At 71.4% G+C, this 15,806-nt stretch carries 16 protein-coding genes and 1 tRNA gene; 6 read left to right on the forward strand and 11 right to left on the reverse strand.

The genetic code is table 11. The features are described 5' to 3' along the window. The first annotated feature begins 7 nt into the window (after positions 1-7). Both KO717_RS23230 and KO717_RS23235 read left to right on the forward strand, forming a co-directional pair. Positions 8-670: an NADPH-dependent F420 reductase gene (locus KO717_RS23230; protein WP_301370934.1), complete on the forward strand. Its 663-nt coding sequence runs from the start codon at positions 8-10 to the stop codon at positions 668-670. A gap of 91 nt (positions 671-761) precedes the next feature. Then, positions 762-1,061 (forward strand): hypothetical protein, encoded by a 300-nt coding sequence (locus tag KO717_RS23235; protein ID WP_301370936.1) that lies wholly within the window; start codon positions 762-764, stop codon positions 1,059-1,061. 47 nt (positions 1,062-1,108) lie between these two features. Here KO717_RS23235 and KO717_RS23240 read toward each other — a convergent pair whose 3' ends face one another. Both KO717_RS23240 and KO717_RS23245 read right to left on the reverse strand, forming a co-directional pair. Then, positions 1,109-2,026 (reverse strand): hypothetical protein, encoded by a 918-nt coding sequence (locus KO717_RS23240; RefSeq protein ID WP_301370937.1) that lies wholly within the window; start codon positions 2,024-2,026, stop codon positions 1,109-1,111. Positions 2,027-2,049: 23 nt separating this feature from the next. Then, the gene (locus tag KO717_RS23245) at positions 2,050-2,628 is read right to left on the reverse strand and encodes a TetR/AcrR family transcriptional regulator (protein WP_301370939.1); all 579 of its coding nucleotides are present in this window, start codon (positions 2,626-2,628) and stop codon (positions 2,050-2,052) included. Positions 2,629-2,720: 92 nt separating this feature from the next. On the opposite strand from KO717_RS23245, the gene KO717_RS23250 reads away from it, so the two are divergent. Next, positions 2,721-3,536 carry an SDR family oxidoreductase gene (locus tag KO717_RS23250; RefSeq protein ID WP_301370940.1) on the forward strand — a complete coding sequence of 272 codons (816 nt, stop codon included), beginning with the start codon at positions 2,721-2,723 and terminating at the stop codon, positions 3,534-3,536. Between the two features lie 7 nt (positions 3,537-3,543). Here the strand turns inward: KO717_RS23250 and KO717_RS23255 are convergent, their stop codons facing one another. From KO717_RS23255 to KO717_RS23270, 4 genes are read right to left on the reverse strand one after another with little or no spacing between them, the layout of a single operon-like run. Continuing rightward, entirely contained in the window at positions 3,544-4,977 is a 1,434-nt protein-coding gene (locus KO717_RS23255) for a GH1 family beta-glucosidase (protein ID WP_301370942.1), read from the reverse strand. Further along, a complete protein-coding gene (locus KO717_RS23260) occupies positions 4,974-5,798 on the reverse strand; it encodes a carbohydrate ABC transporter permease (RefSeq protein WP_301370944.1) in 825 nt (274 codons plus the stop codon). Before KO717_RS23260 ends, KO717_RS23255 begins: the two co-directional genes overlap by 4 nt. Beyond that, complete coding sequence (locus tag KO717_RS23265) at positions 5,795-6,802, reverse strand: carbohydrate ABC transporter permease (RefSeq protein ID WP_437184560.1); 1,008 nt, start codon at positions 6,800-6,802, stop codon at positions 5,795-5,797. The genes KO717_RS23260 and KO717_RS23265 overlap by 4 nt, the downstream gene beginning before the upstream one ends. A 7-nt stretch (positions 6,803-6,809) precedes the next feature. Next, positions 6,810-8,165 (reverse strand): ABC transporter substrate-binding protein, encoded by a 1,356-nt coding sequence (locus KO717_RS23270; protein WP_301370946.1) that lies wholly within the window; start codon positions 8,163-8,165, stop codon positions 6,810-6,812. A gap of 103 nt (positions 8,166-8,268) precedes the next feature. Between KO717_RS23270 and KO717_RS23275 the strand changes: the two genes are divergently transcribed. Continuing rightward, positions 8,269-9,294: a LacI family DNA-binding transcriptional regulator gene (locus tag KO717_RS23275; RefSeq protein ID WP_301370948.1), complete on the forward strand. Its 1,026-nt coding sequence runs from the start codon at positions 8,269-8,271 to the stop codon at positions 9,292-9,294. 76 nt (positions 9,295-9,370) lie between these two features. Here the strand turns inward: KO717_RS23275 and KO717_RS23280 are convergent. The 4 genes from KO717_RS23280 to KO717_RS23295 form a co-directional block, all read right to left on the reverse strand. Then, positions 9,371-9,443, reverse strand: a tRNA-His gene (locus KO717_RS23280). A gap of 106 nt (positions 9,444-9,549) precedes the next feature. Next, positions 9,550-10,152, reverse strand: a complete 603-nt coding sequence (gene orn / locus KO717_RS23285) for an oligoribonuclease (RefSeq protein ID WP_301370949.1) — start codon at positions 10,150-10,152, stop codon at positions 9,550-9,552. A gap of 105 nt (positions 10,153-10,257) precedes the next feature. Further along, positions 10,258-11,433, reverse strand: coding sequence for a helix-turn-helix domain-containing protein (locus KO717_RS23290; protein WP_301370950.1), 1,176 nt, complete (start codon positions 11,431-11,433; stop codon positions 10,258-10,260). A gap of 376 nt (positions 11,434-11,809) precedes the next feature. Then, complete coding sequence (locus tag KO717_RS23295; RefSeq protein ID WP_367401538.1) at positions 11,810-12,253, reverse strand: hypothetical protein; 444 nt, start codon at positions 12,251-12,253, stop codon at positions 11,810-11,812. Positions 12,254-12,576: 323 nt separating this feature from the next. Here KO717_RS23295 and KO717_RS23300 point away from each other — a divergent pair, with 323 nt between their 5' ends. Both KO717_RS23300 and KO717_RS23305 read left to right on the forward strand, forming a co-directional pair. Further along, positions 12,577-13,110 (forward strand): universal stress protein, encoded by a 534-nt coding sequence (locus tag KO717_RS23300; protein WP_030008732.1) that lies wholly within the window; start codon positions 12,577-12,579, stop codon positions 13,108-13,110. Between the two features lie 155 nt (positions 13,111-13,265). Beyond that, positions 13,266-13,835 (forward strand): acetate uptake transporter, encoded by a 570-nt coding sequence (locus KO717_RS23305; protein WP_301370952.1) that lies wholly within the window; start codon positions 13,266-13,268, stop codon positions 13,833-13,835. Positions 13,836-13,929: 94 nt separating this feature from the next. Here the strand turns inward: KO717_RS23305 and glmS are convergent, their stop codons facing one another. Then, positions 13,930-15,747 carry a glutamine--fructose-6-phosphate transaminase (isomerizing) gene (gene glmS, locus KO717_RS23310; RefSeq protein WP_301370954.1) on the reverse strand — a complete coding sequence of 606 codons (1,818 nt, stop codon included), beginning with the start codon at positions 15,745-15,747 and terminating at the stop codon, positions 13,930-13,932. Between the last annotated feature and the right edge of the window lie 59 nt (positions 15,748-15,806).

Here is a 15,806-nt window from a genome sequence, read left to right on the forward strand (position 1 = left end):
CTCCGCAATGCGCTACGCAGTCCTCGGCACCGGGATCGTCGGCCGTACGGTGGCCGCCCGGCTCGACGGCCTGGGCCACCAGGTGGTCATCGGCACCCGGGAACCGGAAGCAACCCTGGGCCGCTCCGAGTACGCGCAGTGGCAGGAGGCCCACCCCGCCGTCGGGCTGGCCACGTTCGCTCAGGCGGCGCGGGACGGCGAGACGCTGGTCAACGCCACCGGCGGGCAGGCCAGTATCGCCGCCCTGACGGAGGCGGACGCCGCCCACCTCGACGGCAAGATCCTCATCGACATCGCGAACCCGCTGGACTTCTCGGGGGGCTTCCCGCCGGTCCTGGACCCCGTCAACGACGACAGCCTGGCCGAGCTGATCCAGCGCACCTTCCCGCGGCTGCGGGTGGTCAAGACGCTGAACACGATGAACTGCCAGATCATGGTGGACCCGGCGCGGGTCGCCGGCGAGCACCACGTCTTCCTGTCCGGCGAGGACGCGGACGCCAAGAAGTTCGTACGCGAACTGCTCCACGCCTTCGGGTGGCCGGAAGCCGGCGTCCTCGACCTCGGGGGCATCGAGACGGCCCGGGGTACCGAGATGCTGCTGCCCGTCTGGCTCCGCCTGATGGGCGCGCTCGGCCACGCCGACTTCAACTTCCACATCCAGGGGGCTTAGGGGGTTTTTCCCGCCCTTCCCCGGACGGGGGCGCAAATGTTGTCGCGCCCCCGGCCCGCGCGGAAGGTGGCCGTGACGGAAGGAGCCACGCATGAGAGTCATGCTCAGGGCGCACATGGACACGGCCGCCACCAACGAGGGCATCAAGACCGGCTCGCTGCCCCAGGCGATGAAGACGCTGCTGGAGAAGGTGAAGCCGGAGGCGGCCTACTTCGGCCTGCACGAGGGCGTGCGCTCCTGTTGGATCGTCTTCGACCTGCAGGACAGCGCGCAGATGCCGCCGCTGATGGAGGACCTGTTCCTGCAGTTCAACGCCGAGATCGACGTCGCTCCGGTGATGAACGCCGAGGAGCTGGCGAGGGGCCTGGCGGCGATGGCGACCTCGCCCTGACCTGCCCCTGACCTGCCCCTGACCTGCCCCTGACCTGCTCCTGACCGCTACTGGACGCTGAAGCCGTGCGGGTGGGACGGGTCCCGGGGGCAGGCGAAGACGTTGAGCTTGCCGTGGTTGGCGACGACCACCCCGGTCGGGTGCTGCGGCCCGTCCTCCAGCGGGATCCAGCTCCTGGTGTCCGTATGCCATTCGTTCGTCGCGACGGTCAGCAGCAGCTCCATCGGGTACGCGCAGGCGTCGCAGTCCATGGTCCCGGGCCCGGTGAGGTTCCAGGCGGGGTGCCCGCCGGCCTTCCAGCCCGGGGCGAGGGACAGGTCGCTCTGGTAGGTCGGCGGCCAGGCCTCCCCGTCGCCCTCCTCGCCGCCCTCCTCCGCCGCCTCCCCGGCCTCGTAGGCGGCCTCCTCCTGGGCGTCCTCCCACTCCTCGACCGCCGCGCCCAGCTCCCCGGTGAGCAGCTCGATGTACGGGTACTCGGTGACCCGCTCCGGATGCAGCACGCACGGTTCGGGCACGTACCCGGAGAAGCCGACGGCGGCCGGCGCAGGCTGCTCCGCCGCCACCACGCGGACCTCCGCCGCCCGGCGCCACCGCAGGTGCGTGTACATGCCCGAGCCGGTGGGTCCGTGGGCGTCGAAGGGGCACCAGAACACCTGGAGCAGATCGCAGCCGTCCGGGCCGGCCGGCAGGTCCGGGACGTCCCGGGCGTGGAGCTGGGCCAGGGCGAGCAGCGGCGGCGGTCCTGCTTCCGGGGCGCGCCGGTGCGGGCTCTCGCACACCGGCCACGGCTCGTCGGCGGGCCACAGCAGCGGCCCTCCCACGTGGCTGTCGTGCGGCCCGGGCCTGCCCGGGCGCGGGTGCAGCCGGGTCGCGGTACGGCGGTGGGCGGCCAGACCCGGGAAGAGGGACTCCACGTCCAGGGGGCGCGGGGGTGTGGTGCGGGTCCGTCCGTCACCTGTGTGCATCGTCATCTCCGGTGGCAGGGCCCTCAGGCGAGGGAGTCGATCCAGCGTTCCAGGCGCCGTGCCTCGGCGGTCATGAGGTCCGGGTCGCGGAAGGTGTTGGTGAGCAGGGAGATGCCCTGGTAGGCGGCGATCAGGGCGACGGCGAGTTCGCGGGCGTCGGCCCGGCCCATCTCCGCGAACTGCCGCTCGGCCCAGTCGAGCAGGACCCGCATGACCTCCGCGACCGAGCGGTCCAGGCCGTCGGCGCGCTTGTCGAGTTCCGAGGCGAGGGTGCCGGTGGGGCAGCCGTACCGGGCGGTGAGCTCGCGCTGCCGGACCCAGCCGGACACCAGCGCCTTCAACCGCTCCTCAGGGGTGGGGAGTTCGTCGAGGGCGGCGATCAGGCCCCGGAGGGTCTGGGCGTGCGCGTCGATCGCGGCTCCGACGAGCTCGTCCTTGGTCTTGAAGTAGTAGTAGACGTTGCCCACCGGGACCTCGGCCGCCTGGGCGATGTCCGCGAGCGTGGTCTGGGCGACGCCCTGTGCGTGGAGGACCTGCGCCGCGGCGGCCGCCAGCCGCTCCCGCTTGCCGGACGTCCGCCGGACCTTCCTTGAGTCAGTCACCTGACTGACTCTAGACGAGTGATCGGGAAGGGGCTATGGTCCTCACCAGGTCAGCGACTAAGTCAGTCGACTAACTCATAAGGGGGATCGTCGTGATCGTAGTGACAGGTGCGACCGGGAACGTGGGGCAGGAACTCGTACGGATCCTCGCGGGCCGCGGCGAGCGCGTGACCGCCGTCTCCCGACGGCCGGCGCACATGCCCGAAGGGGTCCGCCACCACCAGGGCGACCTCGCCGAGCCGCAGGGCCTCGGCCCCGCGTTCGACGGGGCCGACGCGCTGTTCCTGCTCGTCGCCGGCGAGGACCCGCAGGGCATCCTGGACCGGGCCGCGGCCGCCGGGATCCGCCGGGTCGTCCTGCTCTCGTCCCAGGGCGCCGGAACCCGCCCCGAGGTGTACGCCCACCCCGCGCGGTTCGAGGACGCCGTCCGCCGCAGCGGCCTGGAGTGGACGGTCCTGCGCTCCGGCGGCCTCAACTCCAACGCCTTCGCCTGGGCCGGGACCATCCGTACGCGGCGCACGGCCGCCGCGCCCTTCGGCGACGTCGGACTCCCGACCGTCGACCCGGCGGACATCGCCGAGGTCGCGGCCGCGGTCCTGCGCGAGCCGGGGCACGCGGGCCGCACCTACGAGCTCACCGGGCCCGCCCCGGTCACCCCGAGGCAGCGGGCCGAGGCGATCGGCGCGGCTCTGGGCGAGCCCGTCCGTTTCGTCGAGCAGACCCGGGAGGAGGCCCGCGCCCAGATGCTGGCCTTCATGCCCGAGCCGGTCGTGGAGGGCACCCTCGGGATCCTCGGGGAACCCCTGCCCGCCGAACGGGAGCCGAGCCCCGCCGTACGGCAGATCCTCGGCCGGGCGCCCCGCCCGTTCGCGGACTGGGCGGCCCGCTCGGCCCCGGCCTTCCGCTAGGGAATGTCTAGAACGCCTCGTCCCCGTAGGTGAGGAAGCTCCCCTTCCGGGCCAGGCGGGCGTACCAGTGGGCGCTGGATCGGGGGGTGCGGGCCTGCGTCTCGTAGTCGACCTGCACGATGCCGAAGCGCTTGCTGTACCCGTAGGACCACTCGAAGTTGTCCATCAGCGACCAGAGGAAATAGCCCTCCACCGGGGCGCCGTCCGCCAGGGCGCGGTGGACGGACGAGAGATGGGCCTCCAGGTAGCCGATGCGCTGCGGGTCGTGCAGCTCGGGGGCGTACGCCGCGCCGTTCTCGGTGACCAGCAGCGGGAGCCCGGGCGCCTCGCGGGTGAAGCGCATCAGCAGGTCGTACAGGCCGGTGGGGTCGACCGACCAGCCCATGTCGGTGCGCTTGCCCGGGGGTTGGTGGAAGGCGACCGACTCCGCGGCGGGCCAGGGGGAGTGCGCCGCCGCCCCGTGCCCGTCGGCGCGCGGGCCGTTTCCGTCGGGGGCGGCCGAGACCAGCGCCGGGGTGTAGTAGTTCACCCCGAGGAAGTCCAGCGGCTGGTGGATCAGCGCCTCGTCGCCGTGGCGGACGAAGGACCAGTCGGTCACCGCGGCGGTGTCCGCGAGCAGGTCCTGCGGGTAGGCCCCGTGCAGCAGCGGGCCGGTGAAGACCCGGTTGGCCAGGGCGTCGATCCGGCGGGCCGCGTCCAGGTCGGCCGCCGAGCCGGTCAGCGGCCGTACCGCGCTGGGGTTGAGCGCGATCCCGGCCCTGGCCCGGGCCGGCAGGGCCGCGGCGGCCAGTCCGTGGGCCAGGTTGAGGTGGTGGGCGGCGCGCAGCGAGTCGGCGGGGGAGGTGCGGCCGGGAGCGTGGACCCCCGAGGCGTAGCCGAGGAAGGCGCTGCACCAGGGCTCGTTGAGGGTGGTCCAGAGATCCACCCGGTCGGCGAGCGCCGCCGTGACCTGCTCGGCGTACCGGGCGAAGGCGTAGGCCGTCTCCCGCTCGGGCCAGCCGCCCGCGCTCTCCAGCTCCTGCGGCAGGTCCCAGTGGTAAAGGGTCACGCAGGGCCGGATCCCGTACGAGAGCAGCTCGTCGACCAGGGCGTCGTAGAAGCCGATGCCGCCGGCGAGGACCCGCGGCCAGGACACCGAGAACCGGTAGGCGCCGAGCCCGAGCGAGGCCATCAGCCGGACGTCCTCCCGCCACAGCCGGTGGTGGTCGACGGCCACGTCGCCCGTGTCACCGCCGTGCACCTTGCCCGGCGTACGGCAGAAGGTGTCCCAGATGGACGGTCCGCGCAGGGTCGCGGCGCCCTCGATCTGGAAGGCCGCCGTGGCCGTACCCCACAGGAACCCGTCGGGGAACCGCAGTTCCCGCGCCCCGGTGTCCGGGTCCGTGTTCGTGGCCGGGTCCGCGCCCGCGTTCGTGTTCGTGTTCGTCGGGAGTTGGGTCATCCCTTCACCGCTCCTTGCATGATGCCGCCGACGATCTGCCGGCCGAAGACGAGGAACACCAGCAGCAGCGGGAGCGTGCCCAGCAGCGCGCCCGCCATGATCACCGACTGGTCGGGGATGTAGCCCCGGCCCAGCCCGGTCAGGGCCACCTGCACCGTCGGGCTGCCGTTCTGGGTCAGCGCGACGATCGGCCAGAAGAAGTCGTTCCAGGCCATGACGAAGGTCAGCATCCCCAGCACCGCCATCGCGGGCCGGGCGGCGGGGAACACCACGTGCCACAGGACCCGCAGCGAACTCGCCCCGTCCGTGCGCGCCGCCTCCACCAGCTCCATCGGCAGCGCGTGCACCAGGTACTGGCGCATGAAGAACACCCCGAAGGCACCCACCAGGGTCGGCAGGATCACCGCCTGGAGCCGGTCGGTCCACGACAGCTTCGCGATCAGCATGTAGAGCGGCACCACGCTCAGCTGCGGCGGGATCAGCATCGTCCCGATCACCAGCGCCAGCAGCGGCCGGCTGCCGCGGAAGCGGAGTTTGGCGAAGGCGAAGCCGGCGAGCGTGGAGAAGAACACGGTGCCCGCGGCGACCGTGCCCGCCACGATCACCGTGTTCAGCAGGGCCGTGCCCATGTTGGCGTCGGTCCACGCGACCTGGAGGTTGCGCCCCAGGTTCCCGCCGAACCAGAACGGCGGCGGGGTCTGGGCCAGGCGCGTACTGCTCCGGGACGCCGCGATCGCCGTCCACACGAGCGGGAAGAGCGAGCCGGCCGTGAACAGGGCGAGCACCACGTACGTGAGCCGGCCCGCGCGCAGTGACCTCATCGGGAGCCCTCCTTCCGGCCGCGCAGCAGCCGCGCCGCCCCGGCGATCAGCAGCAGGATCAGGAACATCGCCCACGCGATCGCCGAGGCCCGCCCGAGGTGCAGGTTCACCCAGCCCTGCTCGTACAGGTACAGCCCGAGCGTCTGGAACTGGTGGTCCGAGCCGCCCGTCGCGGCCGCACCGCCGTTGAACAGCAGCGGCTCGCCGAACAGCTGGGTCGCCCCGATCGTCGACACCACACAGGTGAAGAAGATCGTCGGCCGCAGCGAGGGCACCGTGACGTGCAGGAACTGCTGGAAGCGCGAGGCTCCGTCCAGCGCGGCGGACTCGTACAGCTCGCCCGGTACGGCCTGCATGGCCGCCAGGTAGATCAGCGCGTTGTAGCCGGTCCAGCGCCAGATCACGATGGTGGAGACGGCGAGCTGGGAGGCGAAGGTGCCGTTCTGCCAGTCGACCGCGTCGAAACCGACCGCCGACAGCGCCCAGTTGACCATCCCGTAGTCCCGGCCGAAGAGCAGGACGAAGACGAGGGTGGCCGCCGCCACGGAGGTCGCGTACGGGGTGAGCACCGCGACGCGGAAGAACGCCGAGCCCCGCAGCCGGTAGTTGAGGAGGTGGGCCAGGCCCAGGGCGATCGCCAGCTGCGGCACCGTGGACAGCAGCCCGATCGTCACCGTGTTGCGCAGCGCGTTCCAGAAGAACTCGTCGTCCCACAGCCGGGTGAAGTTCCGTAGCCCCACCCAGGTCATGCTGTCGGGATCGGTCAGCTCCACCTGGTGCAGCGCCGCCCAGCCCGTGTAGAGCAGCGGGAACAGCCCGAAGGCGGCGAAGAAGAGGAAGAAGGGCGCCACGAAGGCGTACGGGCTGAAGCGCAGGTCCCAGCGGTAGCGGCGCGAGCGCCACACCTGGGCCCGTCCGCCCGGCCGGCTCCGGCCGCCCCCCTCCGCCGCCGGCCGCTCCGGGCCGACGGTGGAGGGGGACAGCACAGCCGTCTCGTCCGTCACGGGTACCTCACTGGTCCAGGGCGTTGTCGATCGCCTTCACCGCGGCCTCCCAGCCCTCCTGCGGGCTGCGGCCCTTCTGGTCGACCTGGAGCATCCCGATGTCCGCCAGGTTCTGCGCGATCACCAGGTCCTTCGGGCCGACCACCGTCACCGGTACGCCCTCGGCCGCCTTCGAGAAGATCTCGCCGATCGGGGCGCCGCCGAAGTAGGCGTGCTGCGCGCCCGACACCGCCGGCAGCTTGTACGCGGCGCTCGCGCTCGGGAAACTGCCCCGCTTCTCGAAGAGCTTCGCCTGCTGGGCCGGGGCCGTCAGCCAGGCCGCCAGCTTCGCCGCCTCCTCGGCGTGCTTGCCCGCCTTCGGCACCACCAGGAAGGACCCGCCCCAGTTGCTGGGCTTCGGCGCCTGCGCCACGTCCCACTTGTCCTTGCCCGCCGGGCCCGCCTTGTCCTGGATGTAGCCGAGCATCCAGGCCGGGCAGGAGACCGTGGCGAAGGAGCCGTTGGAGAAGCCCTGGTCCCAGGCCGGGGTGAACTGCTGCAGCTTGGCGCTCAGCCCGTCGGTGGCGAAGGACGCCGCCAGGTCGAAGGCGCCGCGCACCGCCGGGTTGGTCTTGTAGACGACCTTGCCCTGGTCGTCGTAGAAGCGCTGGGCGCTGCTCCCGGTCACCGCCGCCATCACACCCGAGGCCGAGTCGACGAAGGCCTTCCCCTCGCCGGCCTTCGCCTTGTACGTCCGGCCCGCCTCCAGGTACTTGTTCCAGTCGCCCGCCCACAGCGCCCCGACCGCCGTCCGGTCGGTGGGCAGCCCGGCCGCCTCGAAGAGGTCCTTGCGGTAGCAGATGCCCTGCGGGCCGATGTCCGTGCCGAGGCCGACCGTGGCCCCGCCCTTGGCCGCGGGCGCCGTGCCCTGGGCCCACTTCCAGGGCAGGTACGTGGCCTTGTCCACGCCAGGGGCCTTGGCCAGGTCCACCAGCTTGTCGGCCTGGGTGGCGGTGATCTCGGCGATGTTGTTGACCTCGACGGCCTGGATGTCGGCGAGCCCGCTGCCCGTGCCCAGGTGGGTGAGGAGCTGGGGGTAGTAGTTCTCGTTCCGCTCGATGGAGGTCTGCTCGATGCGGATCCCGGGATTCTGCGCCATGTAGTCGTCGTAGAGTCCGGCCTCCTGGAGTCCGAAGGCCCCGAAGACGCCGACGGTGAGGGTGGTCTGTGCCCCGCCGCCGGACTTGCCGGTGGCGGGGGAGCCCTGGTCGGGGCTCTCGTCGGGGTCCTGCGCGCACCCCGCGAGCAGCAGGGCCGCGGTTCCGGCCGCGGCGACGCTCGTGAGGAGGGTTCTTCGGACTCGGGCTCGGGCTCGGACGCGCATGTGGCTTCCTCCCAGAAGGACGAAACGTGCCGGGTGTCGTGTGACACAGTGTGGGAGCGCTCCCACAGCCGTCAAGAGGTAGATTCACAACCGGGAGGAAGTCATGAACGGGCACGGGCGCAGTGGGGGACGACCGACCCTGGAGGAGGTCGCGGCGCGCGCCGGAGTCGGGCGCGGCACGGCCTCCCGGGTGATCAACGGATCCTCCAAGGTCAGCGAGCACACCAGGGTCGCCGTCGAGGCGGCCGTGGCCGAACTGGGGTACGTACCGAACCGCGCCGCGCGCGCCCTCGCGGCCAACCGCACCGACGCCATAGCCCTCGTGATCCCCGAGCCCGAGGCCCGCTTCTTCGCCGAGCCCTACTTCTCCGAAGTGGTCCGCGGGGTAGGCGCCGAGCTCGCCGACACCGAGGTGCAGCTCGTCCTCACCCTGGCGGGCAGCGACCGCGAGCGCCGCCGGCTCGCCCAGTACCTGTCCGGGCACCGCGTCGACGGGGTGCTGCTCGTCTCCGTCCACGCCGGGGACCCGCTGCCGGAGCTGCTGGCCGAGCTCGGCATCCCGACGGTGATCAGCGGCCGCCGTTCCGCCGCCGAGACCCTGCCCTGCGTGGACTCCGACAACCTGGCGGGCGCGGCCGAGGCCGTACGCCACCTCCTCGACCGGGGCCGCCGTACGATCGCCACGATCACCGGCCCGCTGGACGTGTACGGGGCCCAGTGCCGCCTCGACGGCTACCGGCAGGCCCTGGCCGCCGCCGGACATCCCGTGGACGAGCTGCTGATCGCGGTCGGCGACTTCACCGAGGAGGGCGGCCGGCGGGCCATGCGCGCCCTGCTGGAGCGCCACCCCGGGCTCGACGCGGTCTTCGCCGCCTCGGACGTCATGGCGGCGGGCGCCCGGCGGGAGCTGCGCGCGGCCGGCCGCCGTATCCCGCGGGACGTGGCGCTGGTCGGCTTCGACGACTCGGTGGTGGCCCGGCACATGGACCCGCCGCTGACCAGCGTCCGGCAGCCGATCGAGGAGATGGGCCGGACCATGACGCGGATGCTGCTGGGGAGGATCGCGGGGGAGCCGGGCGAGGCGGCCGCCGTGCTGCCGAACCGACTGGTGGTCCGGGAGTCGTCCTGACGGCCCCGGTCATGCAGAAGCCCCTGGTCATGCAGAAGGCCCCGGTCCGCTTCCGCGAACCGGGGCCTTCCCGCAGGGTGAGTGACGGGACTTGAACCCGCGGCCACCTGGACCACAACCAGGTGCTCTACCAACTGAGCTACACCCACCATGTCCGGTCGGAAAACCGACCGGCCGAAGAAAAGGGTACAGGGTCCGGGAGGGTGCTCGCTCCCTCCTTTCCCGGCGCCCCCCTCCGGAGGCGCCCCGCCGGAGCTATGCGCCCGGCACGGCGTGCTTGGCGGCGATGCTGCGGGCCGTGTCCGAGTCGGGCCCGGGCTGCGGTACGAAGACCGCCTCCCGGTAGTAGCGCAGCTCGGTGATGGAGTCCTTGATGTCCGCCAGCGCCCGGTGGTTGCCGTTCTTCGGCGGGCTGTTGAAGTACGCCCGCGGGTACCAGCGGCGCGCCAGCTCCTTGACCGAGGACACGTCCACGATCCGGTAGTGCAGATAGCTCTCCAGCGCGGCCATGTCGCGCAGCAGGAAGCCGCGGTCGGTGCCGACCGAGTTTCCGCAGAGCGGCGCCTTGCGGGGTTCCTTCACGTGCTCCCGCACGTAGGCCAGGACCTGCGCCTCGGCGTCCGCGAGGGTGGTCCCGGCGGCCAGCTCGTCGAGCAGGCCGGAGGCGGTGTGCATCTCGCGCACCACGTCGGGCATGGTCTCCAGCGCGGCGTCCGGCGGACGGATCACGATGTCCACGCCTTCGCCGAGCACGTTGAGCTCCGAGTCGGTGACCAGTGCGGCCACCTCGATAAGTGCGTCGTCCGTCAACGAGAGCCCGGTCATCTCGCAGTCGATCCACACCATGCGATCGTTCATGTGTCCCACCTTATGCGGTCGCCCGGGGCGCGGACCGCATATGCGGAAGGTCCTCCATCGGCGGTGGCCGATGGAGGACCTTCGTGCGTCGTACTCAGCTCGCGGTCAGGCGTGTTCCCGCATGACCCGGCCCGGGGCGTACAGCTCCGTCACCGTGGGACCCGACGCGGCCAGGGCCGCCGCCGCCCGGTGGGGCTGCGGAGTGCGCTGGTGCGGAACCGGACCCGCGTTGATCTCGGCCACCTGTGCCACGTCGGCCTGCGGCCGGCGTGCCCGGTAGGCGGAGCGGTAGGCGGCCGGGGAGGACCCCAGCTGCCGCCGGAAGTGCCCCCGCAGGGCGACCGGCGAGCGGAACCCGCAGCGCCCGGCGACCTCGTCGACCGAGTAGTCGGAGGTCTCCAGCAGCCGCTGTGCCTGGAGCACCCGCTGGGTGATCAGCCACTGGAGCGGAGCGCTGCCGGTGAGCGAGCGGAACCGCCGGTCGAAGGTGCGCCTGCTCATATAGGCGCGGGCGGCCAGCGTCTCCACGTCGAACTGCTCGTGGAGGTGTTCCAGTGCCCAGGCGACGACCTCGGCCAGCGGGTCGGCGCCGATCTCCTCCGGCAGCGACCGGTCGAGATAGCGTTCCTGGCCACCCGTGCGGCGCGGCGGCACGACGAGCCTGCGGGCCAGGGCCCCGGCCGCCTCGCTGCCGTGGTCCGTGCGCACGATGTGCAGGCACAGATCGATTCCGGCCGCCGTGCCGGCGGACGTGAGCACGTCGCCGTCGTCGACGAACAGTTCGCGCGGATCGACATGGACGGACGGGTACCGCTTGGCCAGCGTCGGCGCGTACATCCAGTGCGTCGTCGCGGGCCGGCCGTCCAGCAGACCGGCGGCGGCGAGCACGAAGGCTCCCGTGCACAGTCCGACGATCCGGGCCCCCTCCTCGTGCGCCAGACGCAGTGCGTCGAGCGCCTCCGGCGGCGGCGGTGAAGTGATGGAGCGCCAGGCGGGAACGACGACCGTTCCTGCCCGGGCGATCGCCTCCAACCCGTACGGCGCGGTCAGTTCGAGCCCGCCGGTGGTCCTGAGCGGACCGTCCTCACCGGCGCACACGAGCAATCGATAGCGTGGAACTCCCGCGTCCTGCCGGTCAATGCCGAACACGGAAAGTGGAATGGAGCTCTCGAAGATCGGTCCGCCGCTGAAGAGCAGCACCGCGACGATCTCCCTGCGGCGACGCCCCGCGAGCTTCCGGCCGGCGTCTGTTGTGACGACGGCGGTGGAATCCTGGCTCATGGCGCTAAGCCCCCCTTGGGTGTCGCGACTCCTTGGTCTGGTCGCACCTGCACGTTTCCCCTCGGCCTTGCACGTGGATCCCCCGCCGTAAATACATGATCGAATCTACTGCGTCCCGTGGTGTCGGCGTGACAAGTTCAGCACGCAGCGCTATGTCGACTTCTCAACTTGGCGAAAAGCATTCGATCAGTAAGCGTTCCACTCCGCTACCCGAACAGGAAGCGCGCTCCCCGGCCATGGCCAGTACCTGTAGGGCCGGAACGCCCCCCGCGGTCTGTCGTCGCTGGTGGTGAGGGGGACGGGGGGACATTCCGGCAAGGAGGGCACCCTGCCGGGAAGTTGGCTGAAAACATGCGTGTGTGGGTGTGCGAATGAGTCAGTCCTGCGGGGAGACCGGGCCGGAGCCCCGGCAGCCGCGGCGCATCCCGACGCCGGCGCGCGAGTGCCGGCCGCGGTGGGCGGGCGGAAGGGCCTCCTCCGCGGGCACCCGGGCGGCCGCCCGCCGGGTCTTCTCCGAGTGGCGCAGCAGGACCCGGCACGCGGCCGTGACGGCGAGCAGGCCGAGGGTCGCGACGGCGGCCCCGCCGAAGGAGGTTCCGTAGACGACGAGGACCACGGGAACGAGCAGGCAGCTGAAGGCGGCCCAGCGCACGACGTCACCCGCGGGGTCGTCGTGGGGGCGTCCGGCGGAACGCACGGACGGGTGAAGGGCCGACCAGGGGGACGGGGTGAAGTGCGGGGCGGGGTCGGCGTCCTGGCGGGACCGGACGGACTGCGTCGGCTGAGCTGGCTGGACGGGGTGAACCGGATGACCGGGCACGGCGTGCTCCCTGCGGGCTCTTACCTGTTGGTCGGACGCATGTCCCAACGCCCGGCGGCGGGGCTCGGTCACTGCGCCAACGGGTGGCGCCGGCCCGGCCCGTCACTGGCTGTAGGGGGCAGCGGCCATTGCCAAGGCGCGCTCGCTCCGGCATGCTCCCTGGGACGCTCTCCAAGGGCGGCATGCCCTGTGCAGGACAGGAGTGTCGCCGTACCCTGGTGGGTATGGGCTTGGGAAGATGCTTCCCGGACAGAGCTCCGTCACACTGCGTCGCCGATTTCGCCCCTGTTGCTTCCTCCAAGGACCTCTTCGCCGAGACACCCATGGCCGGTCACGAATTCTCCGAACCCGCGGACCGCAAGCGCAAACGCGTCGTCGACCCCGCGTCGGCCGCCGATCTGCGCGCGGTGGAACAGACACGCGTGCACTGCGATCCGGCCTTCCGGCACGGGGTCGTTGTGGGATTCGACGGATCCACCTCCAGTGAGCGTGCGCTCGCCTATGCGATCGGCATGGCCCGTCGCTCCGGATCCGGTCTGATCATCGTCCATGTCGCCAACCGGCTGCCCACCACGGTGTGGGCCGGCTGCGAGCCGCCCGTCTTCGTCGACGTGCCGGACCACCGCACCGAGGTGCTCGGGCTGGAGCTCGCCTGCGCGGACTATCTGGCCGAAGTGCCGTGGATCCTGGTCGAGCGCGGTGGTGACATCTGCCATGAGCTGGAGGAGGTCGGCCGGGAGTATTCGGCCGACGCCATCGTGGTCGGCTCGACGCACGGGATCGTGGGCCGGATCTTCGGTTCGGTCGCCGGCCGGCTGGCCAAGCGCGCACAGCGACCGGTCGTCGTCATTCCTTGAGTGCTCCCCGCCCCGGACGAGTGGCCGATCCGATCGCTCGCCGTTGTCGTTCTGTGACCGGTTGTTAAGTCGCTTGTGCGGTTGTGCCCTCGTGTAAAGGGTAGATAAGTGCTGCTGGGACGCAGCAAACAACTGCAGATCGAAGGGAGCCCGCCGTGGACAATGGTGTCTCTGCGGGAAGCACGGCCTCGACTTCGACCCTCGGGAACATCGCCCTGGGTCTCACCCTTCTCGCATTCGGTATCGGCCACACCGGTGTCATCGACGGTGTGTCCGCCGCCAGCTCCGTGTCGCTCGCCATGTACGTCGGCGGCGCGGCCCTGTTCCTCCTCGGTCTTCTGGAGTACCGCGGAGGCAACGGGTTCAACGGCACCGCGTTCGCGGGCCTCGGCATCTTCTGGTTCACGTGGGCCAAGGGCGCGGGCGGTTCGGTCTCCGACGAAGCCGCCGGAACGTTTCTTGTCCTGTTCGCGATGCTCGCGCTGACCCTCACGGTCGCCGCCGCGAGCGGTCTGTTCAGCCAGGGCGTCTACGCCCTGCTGACCCTGTCGCTGCTCCTGCTCGCGATAGGCGCGTTCGTGGACAACGGCACGCTCGCGAAGGCGGGCGGCTGGGTCGCCGCCGTCTCCGGACTGCTGGCCTGGTACGGCGCCACCGCGGCGCTGGCGCACTGGCCGATGGCCTTCGGCAAGGCCCGCAGCGGCGGCGCGGTCGCCGCGGGCTGACCTGGCCGGCGGACCGGCCGGGCCGGTCCGGGCACCACGACGGAGAACCCCCGTGCGCACCGCGCACGGGGGTTCCTCGCTGTGGGGACGGCGATTACTCGACGGTCACCGACTTCGCCAGGTTGCGCGGCTTGTCGATGTCCCGGCCCATGGCCAGGGCCGTGTGGTACGCCAGCAGCTGGAGCGGGATGCCCATGAGGATCGGGTCCAGCTCGTCCTCGTTCTTCGGGACCACGATGGTGTGGTCCGCCTTCTCCTGCTCGCGGTGGGCGACCGCGAGGATCCGGCCGCTGCGGGCCTTGATCTCCTCCAGCGCCGCGCGGTTCTTCTCCAGCAGGTCGTCGTCCGGGACGATCGCGACCGTCGGCAGCGAGGGCTCGATCAGCGCCAGCGGACCGTGCTTGAGCTCGGAGGCCGGGTAGGCCTCGGCGTGGATGTAGGAGATCTCCTTCAGCTTGAGGGAGGCCTCCAGCGCCACCGGGTAGCCGCGCACCCGGCCGATGAACATCATCGACTTGGCCTCGGCGAACTCGGCCGCCAGCTTCTTGATGTCCTCTTCGCCTTCGAGGATCTCCTGGATCTGCGCGGGCAGCTTGCGCAGGCCCTCGATGATCCTCTTGCCGTCGGTGACCGAGAGGTCCCGGATGCGGCCCAGGTGCACGGCGAGCAGCGCGAAGGCCACGACCGTGTTGGTGAAGCACTTGGTGGAGACGACGCAGACCTCGGGGCCGGCGTGCACGTACACGCCGCCGTCGGCCTCGCGGGCGATGGCGGAGCCGACCACGTTGACCACGCCGAGGACGCGGGCGCCCTTGCGCTTGAGCTCCTGCACCGCGGCGAGCACGTCGTACGTCTCACCGGACTGGGAGACCGCGATGTAGAGGGTGTCGGGGTCCACGACCGGGTTGCGGTAGCGGAACTCGGAGGCCGGCTCGGCGTCCGCGGGGATGCGGGCCATGCCCTCGATGAGGCCGGCGCCGATGAGGCCCGCGTGGTACGAGGTGCCGCAGCCCAGGATCTTGACCCGGCGGATGCCGCGCGCCTCGCGCGGGTCCAGGTTCAGGCCGCCCAGGTGCACGGTGTTGAAGCGGTCGTCGATCCGGCCGCGCAGCACGCGGTCGACCGCGTCGGGCTGCTCGGAGATCTCCTTGTGCATGTAGGTGTCGTGGCCGCCCATGTCGTACGAGGCGGCCTCCCACTCCACGGTCTCCGGGGTGGCGTTGGTCGTCGTGCCGGAGGTCGTGTAGGTGCGGAAGTCGTCGGCCTTGATGGTGGCCATCTCGCCGTCGCCGAGGGTGACGACCTGGCGGGTGTGGGCGACCAGTGCGGCGACGTCCGAGGCGACGAACATCTCCTTCTCGCCGATGCCGAGGACCACGGGGGAGCCGTTGCGGGCGACGACGATGCGGTCGGGGAAGTCGGCGTGCATGACGGCGATGCCGTAGGTGCCGTCGATGACCTTGACCGCCTCGCGGACCTTCTCCTCCAGGGAGTCGGCCTCGGAGCGGGCGATCAGGTGGACGATGACCTCGGTGTCGGTCTCCGAGACGAAGACGGCGCCCTCGGCCTCGAGCTTGGCGCGCAGCTCGGAGCAGTTGTCGACGATGCCGTTGTGGACGACCGCGACCTTGTTCTCGGGGTCAAGGTGCGGGTGGGAGTTGATGTCGCTCGGGGCGCCGTGCGTGGCCCAGCGGGTGTGGGCGATGCCGGTGGTGCCGGCGAAGCGCTTGGGAACGCGGGACTCCAGCTCGCGGACGCGGCCCTTGGCCTTGACGACCTTCAGGGCCGGGGCCTTCGGGGTGTTGACCACGATGCCCGCGGAGTCGTATCCGCGGTACTCCAGCCGCTGCAGGCCTTCCAGCAGCAGCGGTGCCACGTCACGCTTGCCGATGTAACCGACGATTCCACACATACGGTTCTGCCCCTCCTGAAGTTCGGTTCTGTGCTCGTCCGGGGCCGCGTGCGGCGGCC

This window comes from Streptomyces xanthophaeus (assembly GCF_030440515.1).
In the GTDB taxonomy this organism is placed as follows: domain Bacteria; phylum Actinomycetota; class Actinomycetes; order Streptomycetales; family Streptomycetaceae; genus Streptomyces; species Streptomyces kutzneri.

What these genes read in the sequence shown, in the direction of transcription:
- KO717_RS23300 (WP_030008732.1), top strand. Translation starts at nt 12,577, where the DNA reads ATGGCCGGTCACGAATTCTCCGAACCCGCGGACCGCAAGCGCAAACGC.
- glmS (WP_301370954.1), bottom strand. Translation starts at nt 15,747, where the DNA reads ATGTGTGGAATCGTCGGTTACATCGGCAAGCGTGACGTGGCACCGCTG.
- KO717_RS23270 (WP_301370946.1), bottom strand. Translation starts at nt 8,165, where the DNA reads ATGCGCGTCCGAGCCCGAGCCCGAGTCCGAAGAACCCTCCTCACGAGC.
- KO717_RS23255 (WP_301370942.1), bottom strand. Translation starts at nt 4,977, where the DNA reads ATGACCCAACTCCCGACGAACACGAACACGAACGCGGGCGCGGACCCG.
- KO717_RS23260 (WP_301370944.1), bottom strand. Translation starts at nt 5,798, where the DNA reads ATGAGGTCACTGCGCGCGGGCCGGCTCACGTACGTGGTGCTCGCCCTG.
- KO717_RS23240 (WP_301370937.1), bottom strand. Translation starts at nt 2,026, where the DNA reads ATGCACACAGGTGACGGACGGACCCGCACCACACCCCCGCGCCCCCTG.
- KO717_RS23230 (WP_301370934.1), top strand. Translation starts at nt 8, where the DNA reads ATGCGCTACGCAGTCCTCGGCACCGGGATCGTCGGCCGTACGGTGGCC.
- KO717_RS23290 (WP_301370950.1), bottom strand. Translation starts at nt 11,433, where the DNA reads ATGAGCCAGGATTCCACCGCCGTCGTCACAACAGACGCCGGCCGGAAG.
- KO717_RS23235 (WP_301370936.1), top strand. Translation starts at nt 762, where the DNA reads ATGAGAGTCATGCTCAGGGCGCACATGGACACGGCCGCCACCAACGAG.
- KO717_RS23275 (WP_301370948.1), top strand. Translation starts at nt 8,269, where the DNA reads ATGAACGGGCACGGGCGCAGTGGGGGACGACCGACCCTGGAGGAGGTC.
- orn (WP_301370949.1), bottom strand. Translation starts at nt 10,152, where the DNA reads ATGAACGATCGCATGGTGTGGATCGACTGCGAGATGACCGGGCTCTCG.